Annotated in this window: 13 protein-coding genes; 9 read left to right on the forward strand and 4 right to left on the reverse strand. The window is 39.6% G+C overall.

The annotated features are described in order from the left end of the window. The first annotated feature begins 34 nt into the window (after positions 1–34). The 4 genes from PR834_RS00770 (at position 35) to umoD (ending at position 5,947) form a co-directional block, all read left to right on the forward strand. Positions 35–1,387 carry an OprD family outer membrane porin gene (locus PR834_RS00770; RefSeq protein WP_004253295.1) on the forward strand — a complete coding sequence of 451 codons (1,353 nt, stop codon included), beginning with the start codon at positions 35–37 and terminating at the stop codon, positions 1,385–1,387. Between the two features lie 35 nt (positions 1,388–1,422). Continuing rightward, positions 1,423–3,042, forward strand: coding sequence for a bifunctional metallophosphatase/5'-nucleotidase (locus tag PR834_RS00775; protein ID WP_094960435.1), 1,620 nt, complete (start codon positions 1,423–1,425; stop codon positions 3,040–3,042). A gap of 413 nt (positions 3,043–3,455) precedes the next feature. Continuing rightward, a complete protein-coding gene (locus tag PR834_RS00780; protein WP_004253300.1) occupies positions 3,456–4,760 on the forward strand; it encodes an NAD(P)/FAD-dependent oxidoreductase in 1,305 nt (434 codons plus the stop codon). A gap of 590 nt (positions 4,761–5,350) precedes the next feature. Beyond that, positions 5,351–5,947, forward strand: coding sequence for a UmoD family flagellar biogenesis regulator (umoD, locus tag PR834_RS00785; protein WP_004253302.1), 597 nt, complete (start codon positions 5,351–5,353; stop codon positions 5,945–5,947). Positions 5,948–6,016: 69 nt separating this feature from the next. On the opposite strand, the gene mfd is transcribed toward umoD, so the two are convergent. Then, positions 6,017–9,460, reverse strand: coding sequence for a transcription-repair coupling factor (mfd, locus tag PR834_RS00790; RefSeq protein WP_196724957.1), 3,444 nt, complete (start codon positions 9,458–9,460; stop codon positions 6,017–6,019). A gap of 277 nt (positions 9,461–9,737) precedes the next feature. Between mfd and lolC the strand changes: the two genes are divergently transcribed. The 3 genes from lolC to lolE are packed head-to-tail and all read left to right on the forward strand — an operon-like array spanning position 9,738 to position 12,881. Further along, entirely contained in the window at positions 9,738–10,940 is a 1,203-nt protein-coding gene (gene lolC / locus PR834_RS00795; protein ID WP_272536316.1) for a lipoprotein-releasing ABC transporter permease subunit LolC, read from the forward strand. After that, on the forward strand, positions 10,933–11,634 hold the full coding sequence (gene lolD, locus PR834_RS00800) for a lipoprotein-releasing ABC transporter ATP-binding protein LolD (protein ID WP_096863868.1): 702 nt from the start codon (positions 10,933–10,935) through the stop codon (positions 11,632–11,634). Before lolC ends, lolD begins: the two co-directional genes overlap by 8 nt. Then, positions 11,634–12,881, forward strand: a complete 1,248-nt coding sequence (gene lolE / locus PR834_RS00805) for a lipoprotein-releasing ABC transporter permease subunit LolE (protein ID WP_096863869.1) — start codon at positions 11,634–11,636, stop codon at positions 12,879–12,881. Before lolD ends, lolE begins: the two co-directional genes overlap by 1 nt. A gap of 78 nt (positions 12,882–12,959) precedes the next feature. Here lolE and PR834_RS00810 read toward each other — a convergent pair whose 3' ends face one another. Together PR834_RS00810 and PR834_RS00815 are read right to left on the reverse strand one after the other, a co-directional pair. Next, entirely contained in the window at positions 12,960–13,505 is a 546-nt protein-coding gene (locus PR834_RS00810; RefSeq protein WP_004253319.1) for a class IV adenylate cyclase, read from the reverse strand. 139 nt (positions 13,506–13,644) lie between these two features. Further along, entirely contained in the window at positions 13,645–14,133 is a 489-nt protein-coding gene (locus tag PR834_RS00815; RefSeq protein ID WP_094960443.1) for a TIGR00645 family protein, read from the reverse strand. A gap of 419 nt (positions 14,134–14,552) precedes the next feature. Here PR834_RS00815 and cobB point away from each other — a divergent pair, with 419 nt between their 5' ends. After that, positions 14,553–15,386 (forward strand): Sir2 family NAD+-dependent deacetylase, encoded by an 834-nt coding sequence (cobB, locus tag PR834_RS00820; protein ID WP_036958103.1) that lies wholly within the window; start codon positions 14,553–14,555, stop codon positions 15,384–15,386. Positions 15,387–15,437: 51 nt separating this feature from the next. On the opposite strand, the gene PR834_RS00825 is transcribed toward cobB, so the two are convergent. Then, the gene (locus tag PR834_RS00825; RefSeq protein WP_004253328.1) at positions 15,438–16,148 is read right to left on the reverse strand and encodes an SDR family oxidoreductase; all 711 of its coding nucleotides are present in this window, start codon (positions 16,146–16,148) and stop codon (positions 15,438–15,440) included. 385 nt (positions 16,149–16,533) lie between these two features. Here PR834_RS00825 and pepT point away from each other — a divergent pair, with 385 nt between their 5' ends. After that, a complete protein-coding gene (gene pepT, locus PR834_RS00830) occupies positions 16,534–17,769 on the forward strand; it encodes a peptidase T (RefSeq protein ID WP_004253330.1) in 1,236 nt (411 codons plus the stop codon). Positions 17,770–17,844: the final 75 nt, after the last annotated feature.

Consider the following 17,844-nt stretch of genomic DNA (forward strand, 5'->3'; position numbering starts at 1 on the left):
TTAATTCAAATAATCATTAACTAGGTTAATTCCAATGAAAGTTAAAAATATTGCGTTATTAATGCTTTCTCCTTGCTATTTAGCGGTAGCAATGGCAAATGCCAGCAACTGGGAAGATTCTATCAAGGAAAACTCATTCATTGCGGATTCGGAGCTAGAGCTGTCAACCCGCAACATGTGGAAATACTTAAAAACAGAAAACCGTTTTGATAAAAACGAAAACCGTTATCGAAAACAAGTTGCGAATGCTTGGGGACAAAACTTTCAAGCAGATTTCAAATCAGGTTATTTTGCTGATGTAATTGGCTTTGATGCCTCTTATTACGGCGGTATCAAACTGGGGGCAAGTAAAGACTTCGCCTCCCGTGCAATTTTATATAATGATGATGGCCATGCGAAAGGGTACAACAAAATTGGTCAACGTTATGCAAAAGTAAAACTGGACCTTGAGCCAGTAAAATTTAATGCGAAAGCAGGTTGGTTTACGCTGAAAAATACGGGTATTTTCACGAATTCACAGCGTTTATCATTGAACAGTTATAGCGGTTACTACACTAATACTGCGATCAGTGATTGGAGTTTGGATTTATTATATCTCGATAAGAAAGTCATGCGTCGCGATAGCCCAAATATTGATGCGATGTATTTCACTGATGCTAATGGTGTTCGACACAATGTTAATCATGTCATTACAGGTGGTATTAACTACAATACTAAACCATTGAAAGTATACTATTTCTATGGTCAAGCAGATGATTTATTCCGTCAACAAGGTTTAGAAGCAAAATATAAACTGACTTCAGATGTGACACTAGGTACACAAATCTATAACCATGAATATGGTAGTGATGGTAAACGTACTGAAACCGATAAACAAAAAGGGAAGCGTAATTTTGACAAACGTGCATGGCACTACGCAGGAACGGCAGAATGGCGTATTCCTGAGTCACCTTGGACGTTAAGCACAGGTTTAACTCATACCCAAGCGAAAAAAGCGAATGGCGTAGGCCAGTTTGCGCGTAACCCAATTGGTAACACTCGTGGCCGTTTTAACTCACCAGCCTATGCAGATATCGACTACGTACGCGATGGTGAAACCATGGTTGCAATGGCGGCAGAGTATCGTATTAGTAAAGAACTCTCTGTTGGTGCGCGTACTAACTATTCAGAATTTAAATATGAAGGTGAAAGATTAAAACAAGGTCAATTTGGTCTATTCAGCTATTGGAAACCAACTGAAAACCTTTCTGTTTCGTTAAGTGGCGGTCTGGGCTGGCACCACCGTCAGGAGAACGACTACACGACGCCAAAATTATATGATGGTCACTCACGTCGTGCACACTCGTTATCTGGATCAATGACAACGACTTATCGTTTTAAAATGTAGTCGATAGTTGAAAAGGATTAAAAAAGGTAAAATAAATGAAACATAAAATTGGATTACTCACACTGCTCATTTCTGGTGCACTTTTAGCGGGTTGTGCTCCCAAAAATACAGATACCGTAAAAGTACAAGTCATTGGTATTAATGATTTCCATGGGGCTTTACAAGCCCCAGGTGATGGTAAATTAGGTGGTATTGAGTCAATTGCCACACTGGTTAATCAATTAAGAGCGCAAAATGATAAAACTATCGTTGTTGGCGCGGGTGATTTAGTCGGGGCAAGCCCATTACTGTCATCGATGTTTTATGATGAACCTACCATTGAAGCCTTAAGTGCGATTGGTATGGAAACTAGTGCAGTTGGTAACCATGAGTTTGATAAAGGTAAAGAAGAGCTGCTGAGAAAACAAAACGGCGGCTGTCACCCAACAGCAGGTTGTGTGGGTAAAGATTCCTTTGATGGTGCTAATTTTAACTACTTAGCGGCCAACGTTATTGTGAAAGAAACAGGAGAAACTCTGTTCCCATCTTACTTTATTAAAGAGTTTGATGGCATTCCAATGGCATTTATTGGTTTAACGTTAGAAGGTACGCCAGCTATCGTGACACCAAGTGGAACCGCAGGGTTAGAATTCAAAAATGAAGTCGAAACTATTAATAACCAAGTGAAATTATTAAAAGCACAAGGTATTAACAGTATCGGTGTTCTGATCCATGAAGGCGCAACACAACAAGTTGATACCAAAGTTAAAGATATTAACCGTTGTGATAATATCAAAGGCCCAATCGTTGATATCGTTAAACAATTAGATGCGAATGTAGACTTTGTTGTCAGCGGTCATACACACCAAGCTTACAATTGTGAAATCAATGGGATGACAGTAATTTCAGCCCAGTCTAACGGGACTTTATTATCTCAATTGAATATTGAGATTGATAGAAATACGAAAGATATTGTTAGTATCAATGCAAAGAATATCCCTGTTGAAACGAGCCGTTATGAGAAAAACCCTGAGTTAACCACGTTCGTACAAAAATACGAAAAAATTGCCTTGCCTATTTCGCAACAAGTGATGGGCTCTTTAACAGCAAATGTGGATAAAAAATTATTGCCTGCAGGAGATTCAACTCTAGGTAAGATTATTGCTGATGGGCAATTATATGCAGCTTCCAGCAAAGAAGCGGGCGGTGCGCAAATTGCGTTTATGAACAGTGGCGGTATTCGTGCTGATATGAAAGCAGGGGAATTAACTTACGGTGATATTTTCACTGTCCAGCCATTCTCTAACGTGGTTGTTACGCAATCGCTAACAGGTGCACAAATTAAACAAGCGCTTGAGCAGCAGTGGGATCGTGCTCGTCCACAAGTTATGCCAGTTTCTAAAGGTTTTTACTACGAGTGGGATGACAGCCGCCCAGTGGGTGATAAAGTTATTCAAAAATCAATGAAATTAAACGGTAAGCCGTTAGACATGAATAAAAGCTATCGTGTTGCTGCGAATGAATTCTTAGCAACGGGTGGTAGCCGTTTCTCTGCCTTCAACCAAGGTAAAGACCGTGTTTATAGCCTGCCAGATAACGAAGCGTTAATGCAGTACTTTAAAGATAACTCACCAGTTTCCGTTCCAACGGATGTGCGTATCAAGAAAATTAAATAATAAAATTTAATATTCCATTAAAAACTCTGAGGGTGTTTATCATCCTCAGAGTTTTTTTTGTGCTTAATTTCCGGCATGGGGTAACGATGAGAAGGGGGGATTGATTGTGTTTACTAAATAAAAAATGATAAAGTAATAATTCTCATTATCATTATGATTTTGTGAATTTAAACAATTGATTGATATAACGGCTAAAAAGCTGACTCGATTCGTTTGGGGAAAAAAATGATTTGACGAATGTGATCGTAGTCATAATAATCAACTAAATTGATGTGAATCAATATTTGGTATTACCAATAGACCAGTCATGATATTCTAATAGGGTTAGTGTGAGTTGTGGCTAATTATTGTTATATAAGGTTTTTTTATGAGAAACCTTAAATAACATTAATATATTTTGTTTCGAGGGATTTATGACCTTATCTCAACCCAAAATCATCGTTGTCGGCGGTGGGGCTGGTGGATTAGAACTGGCAACACGTTTAGGCCGCAAGTTAGGCCGTAAAAAACGCGCACAAATTACCTTGGTTGACCGCAACCCAAGCCATTTATGGAAACCACTATTACATGAAGTGGCGACAGGTTCGTTAGATGATGGCGTCGATGCGATAAGCTATTTGGCCCATGCTCGCCATAATGCATTTAATTTCCAATTAGGTTCACTCACGAATATTGACCGTGAAAATAAAAAAGTGGTTCTCGGTGAACTTTATGACAAACATGGTGAATTATTGGTCCCTTTGCGTGAACTAGAATACGATATTTTAGTGATGGCGTTAGGAAGTACGTCGAATGATTTTGGTACACCAGGTGTTAAAGAACACTGCATTTTCTTAGATAACCCACACCAAGCGCACCGTTTTCACGACGAAATGCTAAATCTGTTTTTACGTTACTCAGTTCGTGATAACGCAGAGGAGAGCGTTAATATTGCCATTGTTGGTGGCGGTGCAACGGGCGTTGAGTTATCAGCGGAACTCTATAACGCAGTAGAGCAACTGACCAGTTATGGCTTTAAAGGGCTAGACACAGATGCATTGAATGTCACACTAGTTGAAGCGGGTGAACGTATCCTGCCGGCTTTACCGCCGAGAATTTCAAGTGCCGCACATCAAGAACTTAATAAACTCGGCGTGAATGTATTGACGAAAACTATGGTAACCAGTGCTGATGCAGATGGTTTGAATACGAAAGAAGATGGTAAAATTCATGCGGATCTCATGGTTTGGGCTGCAGGGATTAAAGCACCTGATTTCATGAAAGATATCGCTGGGTTAGAAACAAATCGTATCAACCAATTGGTGGTAAAACCAACGTTACAAACGTCTCGTGACGATATGATTTTTGCCATTGGCGATTGCGCTTCTTGCGCTAAGCCAGAAGGGGGATTTGTGCCACCAAGGGCTCAATCAGCTCACCAAATGGCCAGCCTTTGTTATGATAATATTGTCGCTTTAATGAAAGATAAACCTTTAAAAGAATATGTTTATAAAGACCATGGCTCATTAGTTTCACTGTCTCGCTTTAGTACAGTTGGCAGCTTGATGGGGAATTTAATGCGTGGGGATATGATGGTAGAAGGGCGTATCGCTCGTTTTGTGTATATTTCTTTATACCGTATGCACCAAATCGCATTACACGGTTACATTAAAACGGGGCTAATGATGCTTGTTGGCAGTATTAACAGAATTATTCGTCCAAAGTTAAAATTGCACTAGTCAACGACTAGCTACTTGTTTAATTTGGTTTTATTAGCACTATGCACCTGTATATTCGTATAACAGGTGCATTATTTTTTATTATTTATAATGATAAATAATAATGTTAAAAAATATATTAACTCAATCTGTCAAGGTTTATCTATGTTAAATATTGCGTAGAAAAACCATTTAGATCAAATTTAATAGGTTAATTATCGATTATATTGTCACTATTACTTATATAAATATATATTTTATTTTAATGAAACTTAAACCTAGAAATTAATATAAAATAAATGATCCGAATATTAACTTATCTTAAGTTATTAAATAATTAAGATGTAAATCCATTTATATAACGATAACAGCCAACCATAACAGGCTCTTCTATTATCCTATTGATTTAAAACAGTAATATTTTTGATTGTAATCAATAGGTGAAGTTGCACTAATGGTAAAGTTTATTTTTCTAAAACAGTTATAATAAACATATGTTTTCATGATAATTTAAGATAATTCTAAAAAACAACACTATTAGTAGGTAATTATCGAATTATTTTGAGTAGTGGTTACAATAGGCACGGCATACTTTAATAAGGGTTAACACGATGAAGCTAAAATTTAAGTTGTTATTAGCAACTGTAGTGATGCTCCTTATTGTATTGCTCGTGAATTCATTCAGCCAAGAGCCGGAAACTAAATTGGCTACGGTATTATCGGTTGAGCCGATCAAAGCGAATCGCCTTGTTGAGTACGAAAATTGTACAGTAACAGGGGTTTTAGGCACTTTTAATCAGCAATCTCTTTCTCGTTTTCACCCTGCGCAAAGCGAATGCAAAATGATTTTTATGATTGAAGCATTACAAGGGAAAAGCTTTCCATCTCTATTTGATATGCAAAATCAAACCTGTGTTAACACACAAAAAATGGAATTAGTGATTGTTGGATATGACGTTGTGTACCAAATTGGTAAAACAGTTGGAAAAGTCAGAACATCCTATGAACCATCAATGTTTATTCCTTTAGATGATAAAGGGCGTTTGGTGCTCACTTCATCCAATTCAGTATGTGAAACCATGCGCAGTGATATAAAAGAATTATTACCCTTTTATTGTTTACAGCAAAATGAATTACCAATCACAAAAAACTCATCAGCAGTCTTAGAACTGCAACCGAATAAAAATACATTTGGCTTTATGGAATAATTTTTTCTATAAATATTATAGAGATAAAAGGCTACAAGAGTAGCCTTTTATCATTGAAGAGCATCAAACTTAGCTAATTTGATGCTCTTCAAACCCAATGAGTAATTGTTTAATAAACTCTAGTCGAGAAACTCTTTCTGTTAAATCATGGAAAAATTTTAGTCGAACAGGGCCATCTAACCGATAAGTTTGTGGCTGGTTTTGTAATAAGCTTATTAAGAAACTTGGGTCGACTTTATTTTTATCACTAAACTCAATAAAGCCACCTTTTTCATGAGCTTCAATACGTTTAATACCAAGAGCTTGAGCTTGTAATCGAATAGCTGCGTTCGCTAATAGGAATTTACCTGCGTCAGGTAAACTACCAAAGCGGTCGATCAGTTCTGTACGCAATTCGTCGAGCTCTTGGCTGTTTTTTGCACTGGCTATTCGTTTATAGAAAGACAAACGAATATTCACGTCGTGAATATAGTCGTCTGGCAACAGAACAGGCATACGCAACTCAACTTCTGTTTGTTGGCTAGTCAAATCTTCTAATGAAGGCTCACGCCCCTCTTTAAGCGCATCGACAGCACTTTCTAATAGCTCCATGTACAGGGTAAAACCAATAGTGGTCATTTGCCCACTTTGGTCTTCACCAAGTAATTCACCTGCACCACGAATTTCTAAATCGTGAGTTGCTAAAGCAAAACCAGCTCCTAAGTCTTCCAATGATGAAATGGCTTCAAGGCGTTTATGTGCATCGGTGGTCATAGCTTTGGGATGCGGGGTGAGTAAGTAAGCGTATGCTTGATGGTGAGAGCGACCAACCCGTCCACGTAGTTGATGGAGTTGAGCTAATCCGAAATGATCCGCGCGTTCAATGATAATGGTATTCGCTGTTGGTATATCAATACCAGTTTCAATAATTGTGGTGCATATCAATACATTAAAACGTTGATGATGGAAATCTGTCATTACGCGTTCTAACTCGCGCTCGCGCATTTGGCCATGCCCAACAACAAAACGTGCTTCAGGGACTAACTCTTCAAGGCGAGCCTTTGCCTTTTCAATATTTTCAACATCATTGTAAAGGTAATAAACTTGGCCTCCACGTAAGGTTTCCCGTAAAATTGCCTCACGGACAACTAAGTCATCATATTGGCGCACAAAGGTTTTTACAGCCAAACGGCGTGCTGGTGGTGTGGCGATAATAGATAAGTCACGCATACCACTCATGGCCATGTTAAGAGTACGAGGAATAGGTGTGGCGGTCAGCGTTAAGATATCAACGTCTGCACGCATAGCCTTTATTCGTTCTTTATGGCGGACACCAAAGCGGTGCTCTTCATCGACGACGAGCAAACCTAAATCTTTCCATACTAAGTCACTTTGTAGCAACTTATGGGTACCAATTAGAATATCAACTTTGCCTTCCGCGGTCTGGGTAATAATTTGTTGTTGCTCTTTCGCTGTTTTAAAGCGTGATAACATTTCTATGCGGACAGGCCAGTTAGCAAACCTATCTTTAAAATTATCATAGTGCTGTTGTGCAAGTAGTGTCGTGGGGACTAAAACGGCAACTTGTTTGTTATTATTAATCGCAAGGAATGCGGCTCGCATTGCCACTTCGGTTTTACCAAAGCCCACATCACCACACACGAGTCGGTCCATTGCTAATGGTTGGCACATATCACTGAGAACAGCATTGATGGCGACTTCTTGGTCAGGCGTCGTTTCGAATGGAAAGCCTTGACAAAATTCTTGGTATTGTTGTTTATCATGCTTGAATGCAAAGCCAGCCTTAGCGGCTCGTTGTGCATAAATATCAAGCAGTTCAGCAGCAACATCGCGTACTTTTTCTGCGGCTTTCTGGCGTGCACGACCCCAGCTATCACTACCTAATTTATGCAATGGGGCGTTTTCATCAGCGCCACCTGCATAACGGCTAATTAAATGGAGTGAAGAAACAGGAACATACAGTTTATCATCACCGGCATAGGTTAAAATTAAATATTCCGCTTTAATACCGCCCGCTTCTAAGGTAATTAAACCTTGGTAACGGCCTACACCATGCTCAATATGTACCACAGGTTGCCCAGGGCGTAATTCAGCTAAGTTGCGAATGAGGGTGTCAGTATTAATGGTGCGGCGGTTATCTGCCCGGCGACGAACAACACGCTCCCCAAGTAGGTCACTTTCGCAAATTAATGCCCTATGGATATCGGATTGAATAAAGCCGTGTTCAGCGGCACCAATGGTGATGGCAAATCTGCTGTCAGTAGGGCTAGTATAGCTTTGAATAATTTCAGGGCGAATTTTTAAACGGGCTAATAGCTCGGTAACGGTCTCACGTCGGCCTTCACTTTCCACAGAAAAGATGATGGTTCCATCAAATTGTTCAGTAAACTGACGCAATTTTTCAAGCGGCGTTTTGCTTTGCCCTTGTATGCTGATATCCGGTAATGGCAGGTAATCTAAATTAGTATTTGCCGCTTTTTTGGGTAAAGATTCGAGGGATAACTGAATACGCGGCCATTTTTTTAACGATTGATTAAGTTGTTCAACAGTTAACCATAGCTCAGAAGGGGGGAGTAATGGGCGCATTGGGTCAACACCACGGCTTTCATACCGCTGCTGAGTATCAACCTGAAAGCGTTCAGCCGCTTCTTGTAAGCTCTGAGAAACAATTAAACTTGATGGCGGTAAATATTCAAATAAAGATGGCAGTGGCTGAGCAAAGAATAAAGGCTGCCAATACTCGATACCCGTCGGTAAGGTATTTTTACTGACTTGCTGGTAAATATGCTCTGGATCACGGCGAACTTCAAAGCGCTCGCGCCATTGGCTGCGGAAACGTTCAATAGCGTCTTTATCGGTCGGGAATTCATGAGCTGGGAGTAAATTGATTTGCTCTACTTCTTCGAGTGTTCTTTGTGAGTCAACGTCAAACGTTCGCAAGCTATCAATTTCATCATCGAAGAAATCAATACGAAACGGCAACGAGCTACCCATGGGAAATAAATCGAGTAAAGCGCCCCGTGTGGCATATTCACCATGCTCTAAGACTTGCTCTACATGGCGGTAGCCAGCGTTATCGAGCTCATTACGTAAGTTATCACGGGAAAGTTTGTCACCTTTTGCCATCACTAAGGCATGACTGGTTAAAAAGTCAGCAGGACAGACTTTTTGCATCAATGTATTGACGGGAAGAATTAATGCGCCTTTTTGCAAACCGGGCAAACGGTACAGTGTCGATAAACGATGAGAAATAATTTCCTGATGGGGGGAGAAATTGTCATATGGCAATGTTTCCCAGTCAGAAAGAGTCTCTATAGGGTGTTGTGTAAACTGTTGAATTTCATCTCTTAAACGTAATGCATTTTGCATATCACGTGTCACGATGATCACAGGCCCTTGGTGACGTTGTATTATTTCTCCACATTCAAGTGCACCAGCCGCCCCGATGAGGCAACCTAAATGGCGAACATCGCCACTACGACTAGGGAGTTCATAACGAAATTTTGACAACATAGAAATCTTCGGTATCTCACAGCGATTAGTAAGCAGTTAAACAAGAGTTAGCCCAAACATAGCCAATTTTTGTACGAAAAATAGTTAAGTTAATCAACAAATAGTTAAACTACAAAATTTATAACAAAACAATCAGTTTTAACTCGTAATTCGTCTGAAAGTCAGACAAAAAGGCACTTAAAGCAGAAAAAAAAACCATCGGGTGGTTCCATTCATCAATCGTACCCTTTATTATCGCTGAACACTTCGCTTTGGCAACAGGGGCATCATAGATTTCATGCACCAATCTGTCTCATTATTTATAGGCCTACGCTATTTACGTGGGCGTGCTGCGGATAAATTTGGGCGTTTCGTATCCAGTTTATCTGCTATTGGTATCACACTAGGGGTTGCGGCATTGATAACCGTCACCTCAGTGATGAATGGGTTCGAGCGATCGTTACAAGATAGCATACTTGCTTATATGCCGCAGGCAATTTTAACCTCTGCCTCTGGAAATATAGACCCAGCAAAATATCCAATATCCGATCTACAACATTTAAAGGGTGTCAGCCAGATCGCACCTATTGTGCAATCTGATGTGGTATTACAAAGCCGAACCAATGTTGGCGTGGGCGTTATGGGGGGAATCGACCCCGAAGAATCTTCGCTGTTATTGGATAAACTGGTTGTCGGGCAACGCAATGACCTCAAAGAAGGCAGTTATAATGTTTTTCTCGGGAATAAACTTGCAGAAACACTCGGGGTAAAACGTGGTGATGAGGTTCGCTTAATTATTCCAGGCGTGAGTCAGTTAACACCGATGGGGCGCATTCCAAGTCAGCGCCTATTTACTGTGGCTGGTATTTTCCAAACAAATGGGGAAGTGGATACGAGTGAACTGGTCGTGGCACAACAAGATGCCGCACGTATGCTACGTTATCCCGCAGGCCACATTACTGGGTGGCGCTTATATTTAGATGAGCCTTTACAAGTTGACGTTCTAAGTCAGCAAGCGTTACCAGATGGCTTAGTATGGAAAGACTGGCGGGAGCGTAAAGGGGAGTTTTTCCAAGCCGTTCGCATGGAAAAAAATATGATGGGCTTATTGCTTAGCTTAATTATTGCAGTGGCGGCATTTAATATTATTACCTCGCTATCACTGTTAGTGATGGAAAAGCAAGGTGAAGTGGCTATTTTAAAAACCCTAGGCCTCAAACGTTGGCGTATTTTAATGATATTTATGATCCAAGGCGCTGGAGCGGGGGTGATTGGCTCACTCATTGGCACGATATTAGGCACGATACTTTCTAGTCAACTGAATGTCATTATGCCGCTGATCGGTTTATTACCCAAAGGCGTCTCTTTACCTATTGTGCTTGATTACTCTGGTATTTTAATTATTGCACTAAGTGCAATGCTGATTTCTCTGCTGGCAACGCTTTATCCTTCTTGGCGTGCAGCAGCGGTTCAACCTGCTGAGGCTTTACGTTATGAATAAACAACCACTTCTGGTCTGTGAAAAATTAAGCAAAACATATCAAGAAGGGACATTGTCGACGCAAGTGTTGAAAAATGTCAGTTTTTCCATGGGGCGTGGAGAAATGATGGCCATCGTGGGAAGTTCTGGTTCAGGTAAAAGTACCTTATTGCATTTATTGGGTGGCCTAGATACCCCTTCAGAAGGGAATGTTATCTTTCGTGGACAGCATATAAATCAATTAACCTCAGATGAGCGTGCTGCTATTCGTAATAAAGATCTCGGTTTTATTTATCAATTTCATCACCTTTTACCGGATTTTACTGCCCTTGAAAATGTGGCAATGCCTTTATTAATTGGGGGGATTGCGAAAGAAACTGCGTTTTCTAAAGCAACTGAAATGTTAGAGGCAGTTGGGTTAGCACACCGAGCAGGGCATCGGCCTTCTGAATTATCAGGGGGAGAACGCCAGCGTGTTGCTATTGCAAGGGCGTTAGTGAATGAGCCAGCACTGGTTTTGGCAGATGAGCCGACAGGTAACCTTGATTTACGTAATGCAGATGCCATTTTTGAGTTGTTGGGTGAATTAAACCGAACACAGCGGACCGCATTTTTAGTCGTCACCCATGATATGACTCTGGCTCGGCGGTTATCCCGCCAATTGGAAATGCGAGATGGGCATTTGCAACAGGAAATTACCTTGGGGGCTCGGTAATGTCTAAATTGCCTCTTTCACTAGTCACGGCGCTGCGTTTCAGCCGTGGTCGACGCCGAACAGGGATGGTTTCGTTAGTCTCGATAGTTTCAACGTTGGGGATTGTTCTTGGGGTCGCGGTGCTAATTATCGGTTTAAGCGCAATGAATGGCTTTGAACGCGAATTAAATAACCGTGTGTTATCTGTTGTTCCCCATGGGCAAATTTTTGCTGTTAAGCCACCGTATAAAGATTTGGAGTTTGCTGAGCAAGTTATCCGTAAAACGCCCGGTGTAGAAGGTGTTAGCCCTTACATCAATTTTACGGGGTTACTTGAACGTGGTGCAAATTTAAAAGCAATTCAAGTCATGGGGGTTTCACGAGAAACTCAGCCACAAGTCAGTGCGTTACCTCAGTTCATTCTCAATGATGCTTGGCAACATTTTGATGCAGGCAAACAATCAATTATTTTAGGCCAAGGTGTGGCGGATGCATTGAATGTGAAGGTTGGGGACTGGGTAACAATCATGATCCCAAATACCGATGCTAGCTTGAAAATTCAGCAGCCTAAGCGTATTCGTGTACAGGTGACGGGTATTTTTAAACTTAGTGGTTTGCTCGATCACCAGTTAGCACTCGTTCCACTCGCAGATGCACAGGAATATCTCGACTATGGGGATGGTGTGACAGGGTTTGAAATCAAAGCAACAGACCCATTTATTGCCGATCAAGTCGTTTATGATGCAGGCTTGAAAACAATGCATCATGTCGTCGTAAAAAGTTGGATAGGCGATTATGGCTATATGTATAATGATATTCAAATGGTTAGAAGTATCATGTACTTAGCTATGATATTGGTGATTGGCGTTGCGTGTTTTAATATTGTTTCTACCCTTGTTATGGCAGTTAAAGATAAAAGTAGTGATATCGCTGTATTGCGCACCTTAGGGGCAAAAGATAGGCAAATTCGTGCTATTTTCTTATGGTATGGTTTGTTGGGCGGCCTTGTTGGTTCATTGATTGGCGTTGTGCTTGGGGTCGTCATATCATTAAATCTAACACCCATGATTAAGGTGGTAGAGGCTATTGTTGGCCATCCAATTTTATCGGGTGATGTTTATTTTATTGACTTTTTACCTTCTGAATTGCATGTCATGGATGTGGTTTATGTTTTAATTACAACCATTGTATTGAGCTTACTAGCTAGTTGGTATCCTGCTCGTAGGGCAAGCAAATTAGACCCTGCACGTATTCTTAGCGGGCAGTAGCTATTAGTAGGGTTATAGGGTTAGAGAGCCAATGGTTTTTAGGAGACGATTCTAAAAACTTATTGGCTCTTCCTATGATTACTGCGCAGCTAAAAACATCTGCTTATAACTACGAGTTTCCACCATTTCTTCTGTAAACCCATATTGCTTGGCGGTCGCCATCAATTTTTGATATAGAGCTTCAAGTAAATCCTGCTCATCTGTCATAATGGCAAATTCAGCAAACCAGCCGATCCCACTAAGGTGGTCAATTGTAATGTGGATGTCATTCAGGAAATAAATGCTTCTTATTTTAGTTGTGGTTAAGTAGCAATGATATCCCAGTGTCGTTAACATGTTTTGTACATGGCGGCAGTCATCAATATTAATGGCTTTGCATTCAGAAGCCCCAGGCCCTTTAACTATCCATAATTTTATGCCTGATGGCACCATTTCACGTACACACATACTGACGCCATTGTCAGCTAGTGGTAGATGCGGGTTTTCATAGAAACAATCTGTTTCTGTATTATTTTCCGTAAAGGGTTCAGCCAAGTCGGCTTTTATTTTATGCAGAAAAGTATCCGGGTCCGGTAAATGAAATTTAATTTCAGCTTCATATTTACCGACAAAATGTTGGCTCATGTAAAGTTCCTTGGTACTAACCTTCAGGATAATGATGGTAACACAAAGCGGAAATCGACGAGGGAGATAAAGATGAGATTAGCGAATAGGTAAGTGCCTAGGTATTTAAATTAGGCACTTTTAGCATAAATTCTACTGGTTATTTTTTTGTCATTTTATCTAGATAACCCATAACGAATGCAGATAATACAAAGGTTAAATGGATAACGACATACCACATCAACTTGTCATTTGAGACACTTTTCAAGTCCATGAAGATTTTTAATAGGTGAATGGAGGAAATAGCAACAATGGAAGCCGCGACTTTATTTTTTAATGATGAAGCATCCATTTTACCTAGCCAGCCTAGTTTTTCACTGCTGTCAGGGATATCCATTTGGGAGACAAAGTTCTCATAACCAGAAAACATCACCATCACCAATAACCCACCGACTAATGCCATATCAATCAATGATAATAGCGTTAAAATTAAGTCAGCTTCAGGAATTGAAAGGATATTTGGCAAAATATGGTATAGCTCTTGAAAGAACTTAATGGTTAAAGCCAATAGTGTCAGTGAAAGCCCAAAATAAATAGGCGCTAAAATCCAACGTGAAGCATACATCGCTCTTTCAAAAAACTTTTCCATGAAACCCCTTTTAGTGGTGAATTAGCAACACAGTAAAATCTGCGAGGCGTATTTTAACTGCACGGAGAGTGAACGAGAAAGGTTTTTTTATTGTTTTACAGTTACGAACGTTTTATGGCGAATTTATGAAATATTAGTGTCATTTTTATGAATAAAAAGTGACAAAATCGATGCCTTTGATATTTTTATTTGCATTCAGCAAGATGATGCGTTTTAGTATGTTAACATTTAGATAATGTCATCAGTGCTGGTAAGGAAATAGTTAGTATGCCAATAAAGTATATACTTGGAGCTTGATTATTTTAAAAATTTCAAACAATCAGCGTTTATAAGTTTGTGTCGTAATGACATGATAAAAACAATTAATATTTAACATGATATAAGTTTATTGGTTATATGGATGAAAGGAAGCTTTGATGTTGCGATTTCGTTATAGGTTGAAAAAAGCTCGTAAGAATAAATGTATACGCCGTCAGCGACTTCGTAACCGGTCTTTTTATATAGATAATAGATTGGGTAATATGAAAAATGTCAATATTGTCGTTTTAACAGGAGCAGGTATTTCAGCCGAATCTGGGATCCAAACATTCCGTTCTGCGGATGGTTTATGGGAAGAGCATCGCGTTGAAGATGTGGCAACTCCTGAAGGTTTCGAACGTAACCCTAAATTAGTACAACGTTTTTATAATGAGCGACGTCGGCAGTTACAGCAAGAAAATATTAAACCTAATGCTGCTCACTATGCACTTGCACAGCTTGAAGAGATTTTTGGTGACCGTTTTTTGTTAATTACACAAAATATAGACAATTTACATGAAAGAGCGGGAAGCCAGAGGGTTATCCATATGCATGGTGAACTATTAAAAGTTCGCTGTAATTGGTCAAATCAAGTATTGGAGTGGAAAGGGGATTTATCGGTCGATGACCGCTGTCATTGTTGCCAATTCCCTCAGCCGCTGAGGCCCCATATTGTTTGGTTTGGTGAAATGCCAATTGGAATGGATTATATTTATCAATCCCTTGAATCTGCGACCATTTTTATCTCTATTGGAACCTCTGGCCATGTGTACCCTGCTGCAGGCTTTGTTCATGAAGCTAAATTACATGGGGCACATACGGTCGAACTGAATTTAGAGCCTAGCCAAGTGGAAAGTGAGTTCGATGAAAAACACTATGGTTTAGCCAGCAAAGTCGTTGTTGAATATATCAATAAGCTTATTACTGAGTTACAGGTTAAAAATACCGCGCAATAAGCTTTCAATACATAACATTATAAGGGGAAACGTATTGTTTCCTCTTATAGGTTAGACGTTTGTATCCATCATGGCTGGCATCGTAATCTCTTTGACGCAGGTTGCATTGCTCGTATTGGCGATGAAGCGTACGGCATTGACAACGTCTTGTAATGGGATCAATTGCCCATGACTTTTTTCAATGACTTCGTCAACTGGGGTAGTGAGTGGATACTCAGTCGCTAAATAACCTAAATTTATAACCGATATTGCTATTTTATCTTCCCGTAATGTTTCTCTTAACGATTGAGCTATTCCCCTGATGGCATATTTGGTAGCAGAAAAGGTGACTTCCTTGCCATTATGATTATCTAAACCCCATGTGGAACCAATCAATATAATCTTGCTATTTTTCGCTAAACGCAAATTGGGTAACAGTGCTTTTAAGTTCAATAAACAGGCGCTGATATTAGTCTGAACCATATTCAGCAGCTCTATGTCATCAGTCGATTCAAATTGGTACTCTTCACTAAAAGCGAGTTTCTCCCATATACCCACATTATAAATTAAGGTATGAATAGGTTGACTCTGAATAACAGACTTAATGGAATTCGCGCTATTAATGTCATTTAAATCAGCAGGGATCCACGTAAAATTAGTTTGCTCAAAAGGAGGTTTTGAGCGAGAAACACCGTAAATATGGTCTGTATTTTCAGGGAATCCTTCGACTAATGCCTTACCTAATCCTTTGCTAACACCATAAATTAAACATGTTTTTGACATGAATTTTCCTATAAACGAGTAAAATTTTGTTTTGTTTATTATTAGCTAGTAAATAAAATAATAAGGCTTCATATATAGCATACTATTTCAATTTAATGATTGATGATTAGTGTAGTGGATGAATGATATTTAACCAAATGGTGTGCTTTTAGGTAACAAATAAATAATAATCGAATAATTAATACAATTTGATTATTACCCTTATTTATTATAGGTATTGATTGCTGCTGTAATAGTAAACCGGTAAAAAATAGGCTAAAAAATAAATTTCATTAAAGATTTATCATAAAAAATAGTGAGCATTAACAGGAAAGCTGATTTGAGACAATAATTGAATCTGTGATCTTTCCCATAATATAGGCATTGATATTTTAGGGGGAAGGGTATGGACAAACTCTTAGAGCGGTTTTTTGAATATACCGCTTTCGATACACAATCAAAGCTAAACGCAAAAACAGTACCCAGCAGTGCAGGACAGTTAAAGTTCGCTCGTGCATTAGTTAATGAACTGAATGAGTTAGGTTTTGAAAAAATAACGCTAAGCGATCAAGGTTGCGTGATGGCTTATTTACCGTCAAACGTTGATTGGGATGTTCCTACTATTGGTTTTATTTCACATTTAGACACAGCGCCTGATTTTTCAGGTAAAAATGTGAGTCCACAAGTCCTCGAAAATTATCGAGGAGGGGATATTGCGTTAGGTATTGGTGATGAAGTGCTATCCCCTGTGATGTTTCCGGTACTCCATGAAATGATTGGTAAAACGCTGATTATGACAGATGGTAAAACTTTACTGGGTGCCGATGATAAAGCGGGTATTGCAGAAATAATCACAGCTCTCGTACGTTTAAAGGAAAAGAATATTCCTCATGGTAAAATTTGTCTTGCATTTACCCCTGATGAAGAGATAGGACGCGGGGCTCGCCATATCGATTTTAAACAATTTGATGCATTGTGGGCCTATACCGTCGATGGTGGTGGAGTTGGTGAATTAGAGTATGAAAATTTTAATGCGGCCAATGTTTCCATTAAAATTGTTGGCAATAACACTCATCCCGGTACAGCCAAAGGGGTGATGGTTAATGCATTAGGGTTAGCGAATCGAATTCATTCGATGTTACCTCCTGATGAAACACCTGAAAATACAGAAGGGTATGAAGGGTTTTATCATTTAACATCGTTAAAAGGTACAGTAGAAAAGGCCGAGTTGAATTATATTATTCGTGATTTTGACTTAGCAGGCTTTGAAGCTAGGAAGAAAAATATAATTCGAATTGCTGAAAAAGTTGGCGAAGGGCTGCACCCAAGCTGTTATATCGAACTGACACTTGATGATACCTATTATAACATGCATAAAGAGGTCATGAAGTACCCACATGTTATTGAATTAGCGAAACAAGCAATGCTTGATTGTGGCATTGAACCAGTTATTCAACCTGTCCGTGGTGGTACCGACGGTGCACAGCTTTCACATCGCGGTTTACCATGTCCAAATATTTTCACAGGTGGTTATAATTTCCATAGTAAACATGAATTTATAACACAAGAAGGTATGGAGCAGGCTGTTAGTGTGATTATGCGTATTGCGGAGCTAACGGCCATTCACGCACGGCAATCGTGATATTTTATGAGAAGTAAGAGAGGTTGTTGACAAAGTGGGATAAAAGCGTGGTTTTTCCCACTTTGTGTTATCAGC

The sequence above is a fragment of the Providencia sp. PROV182 genome, assembly GCF_028480325.1.
GTDB lineage: Bacteria > Pseudomonadota > Gammaproteobacteria > Enterobacterales > Enterobacteriaceae > Providencia > Providencia hangzhouensis.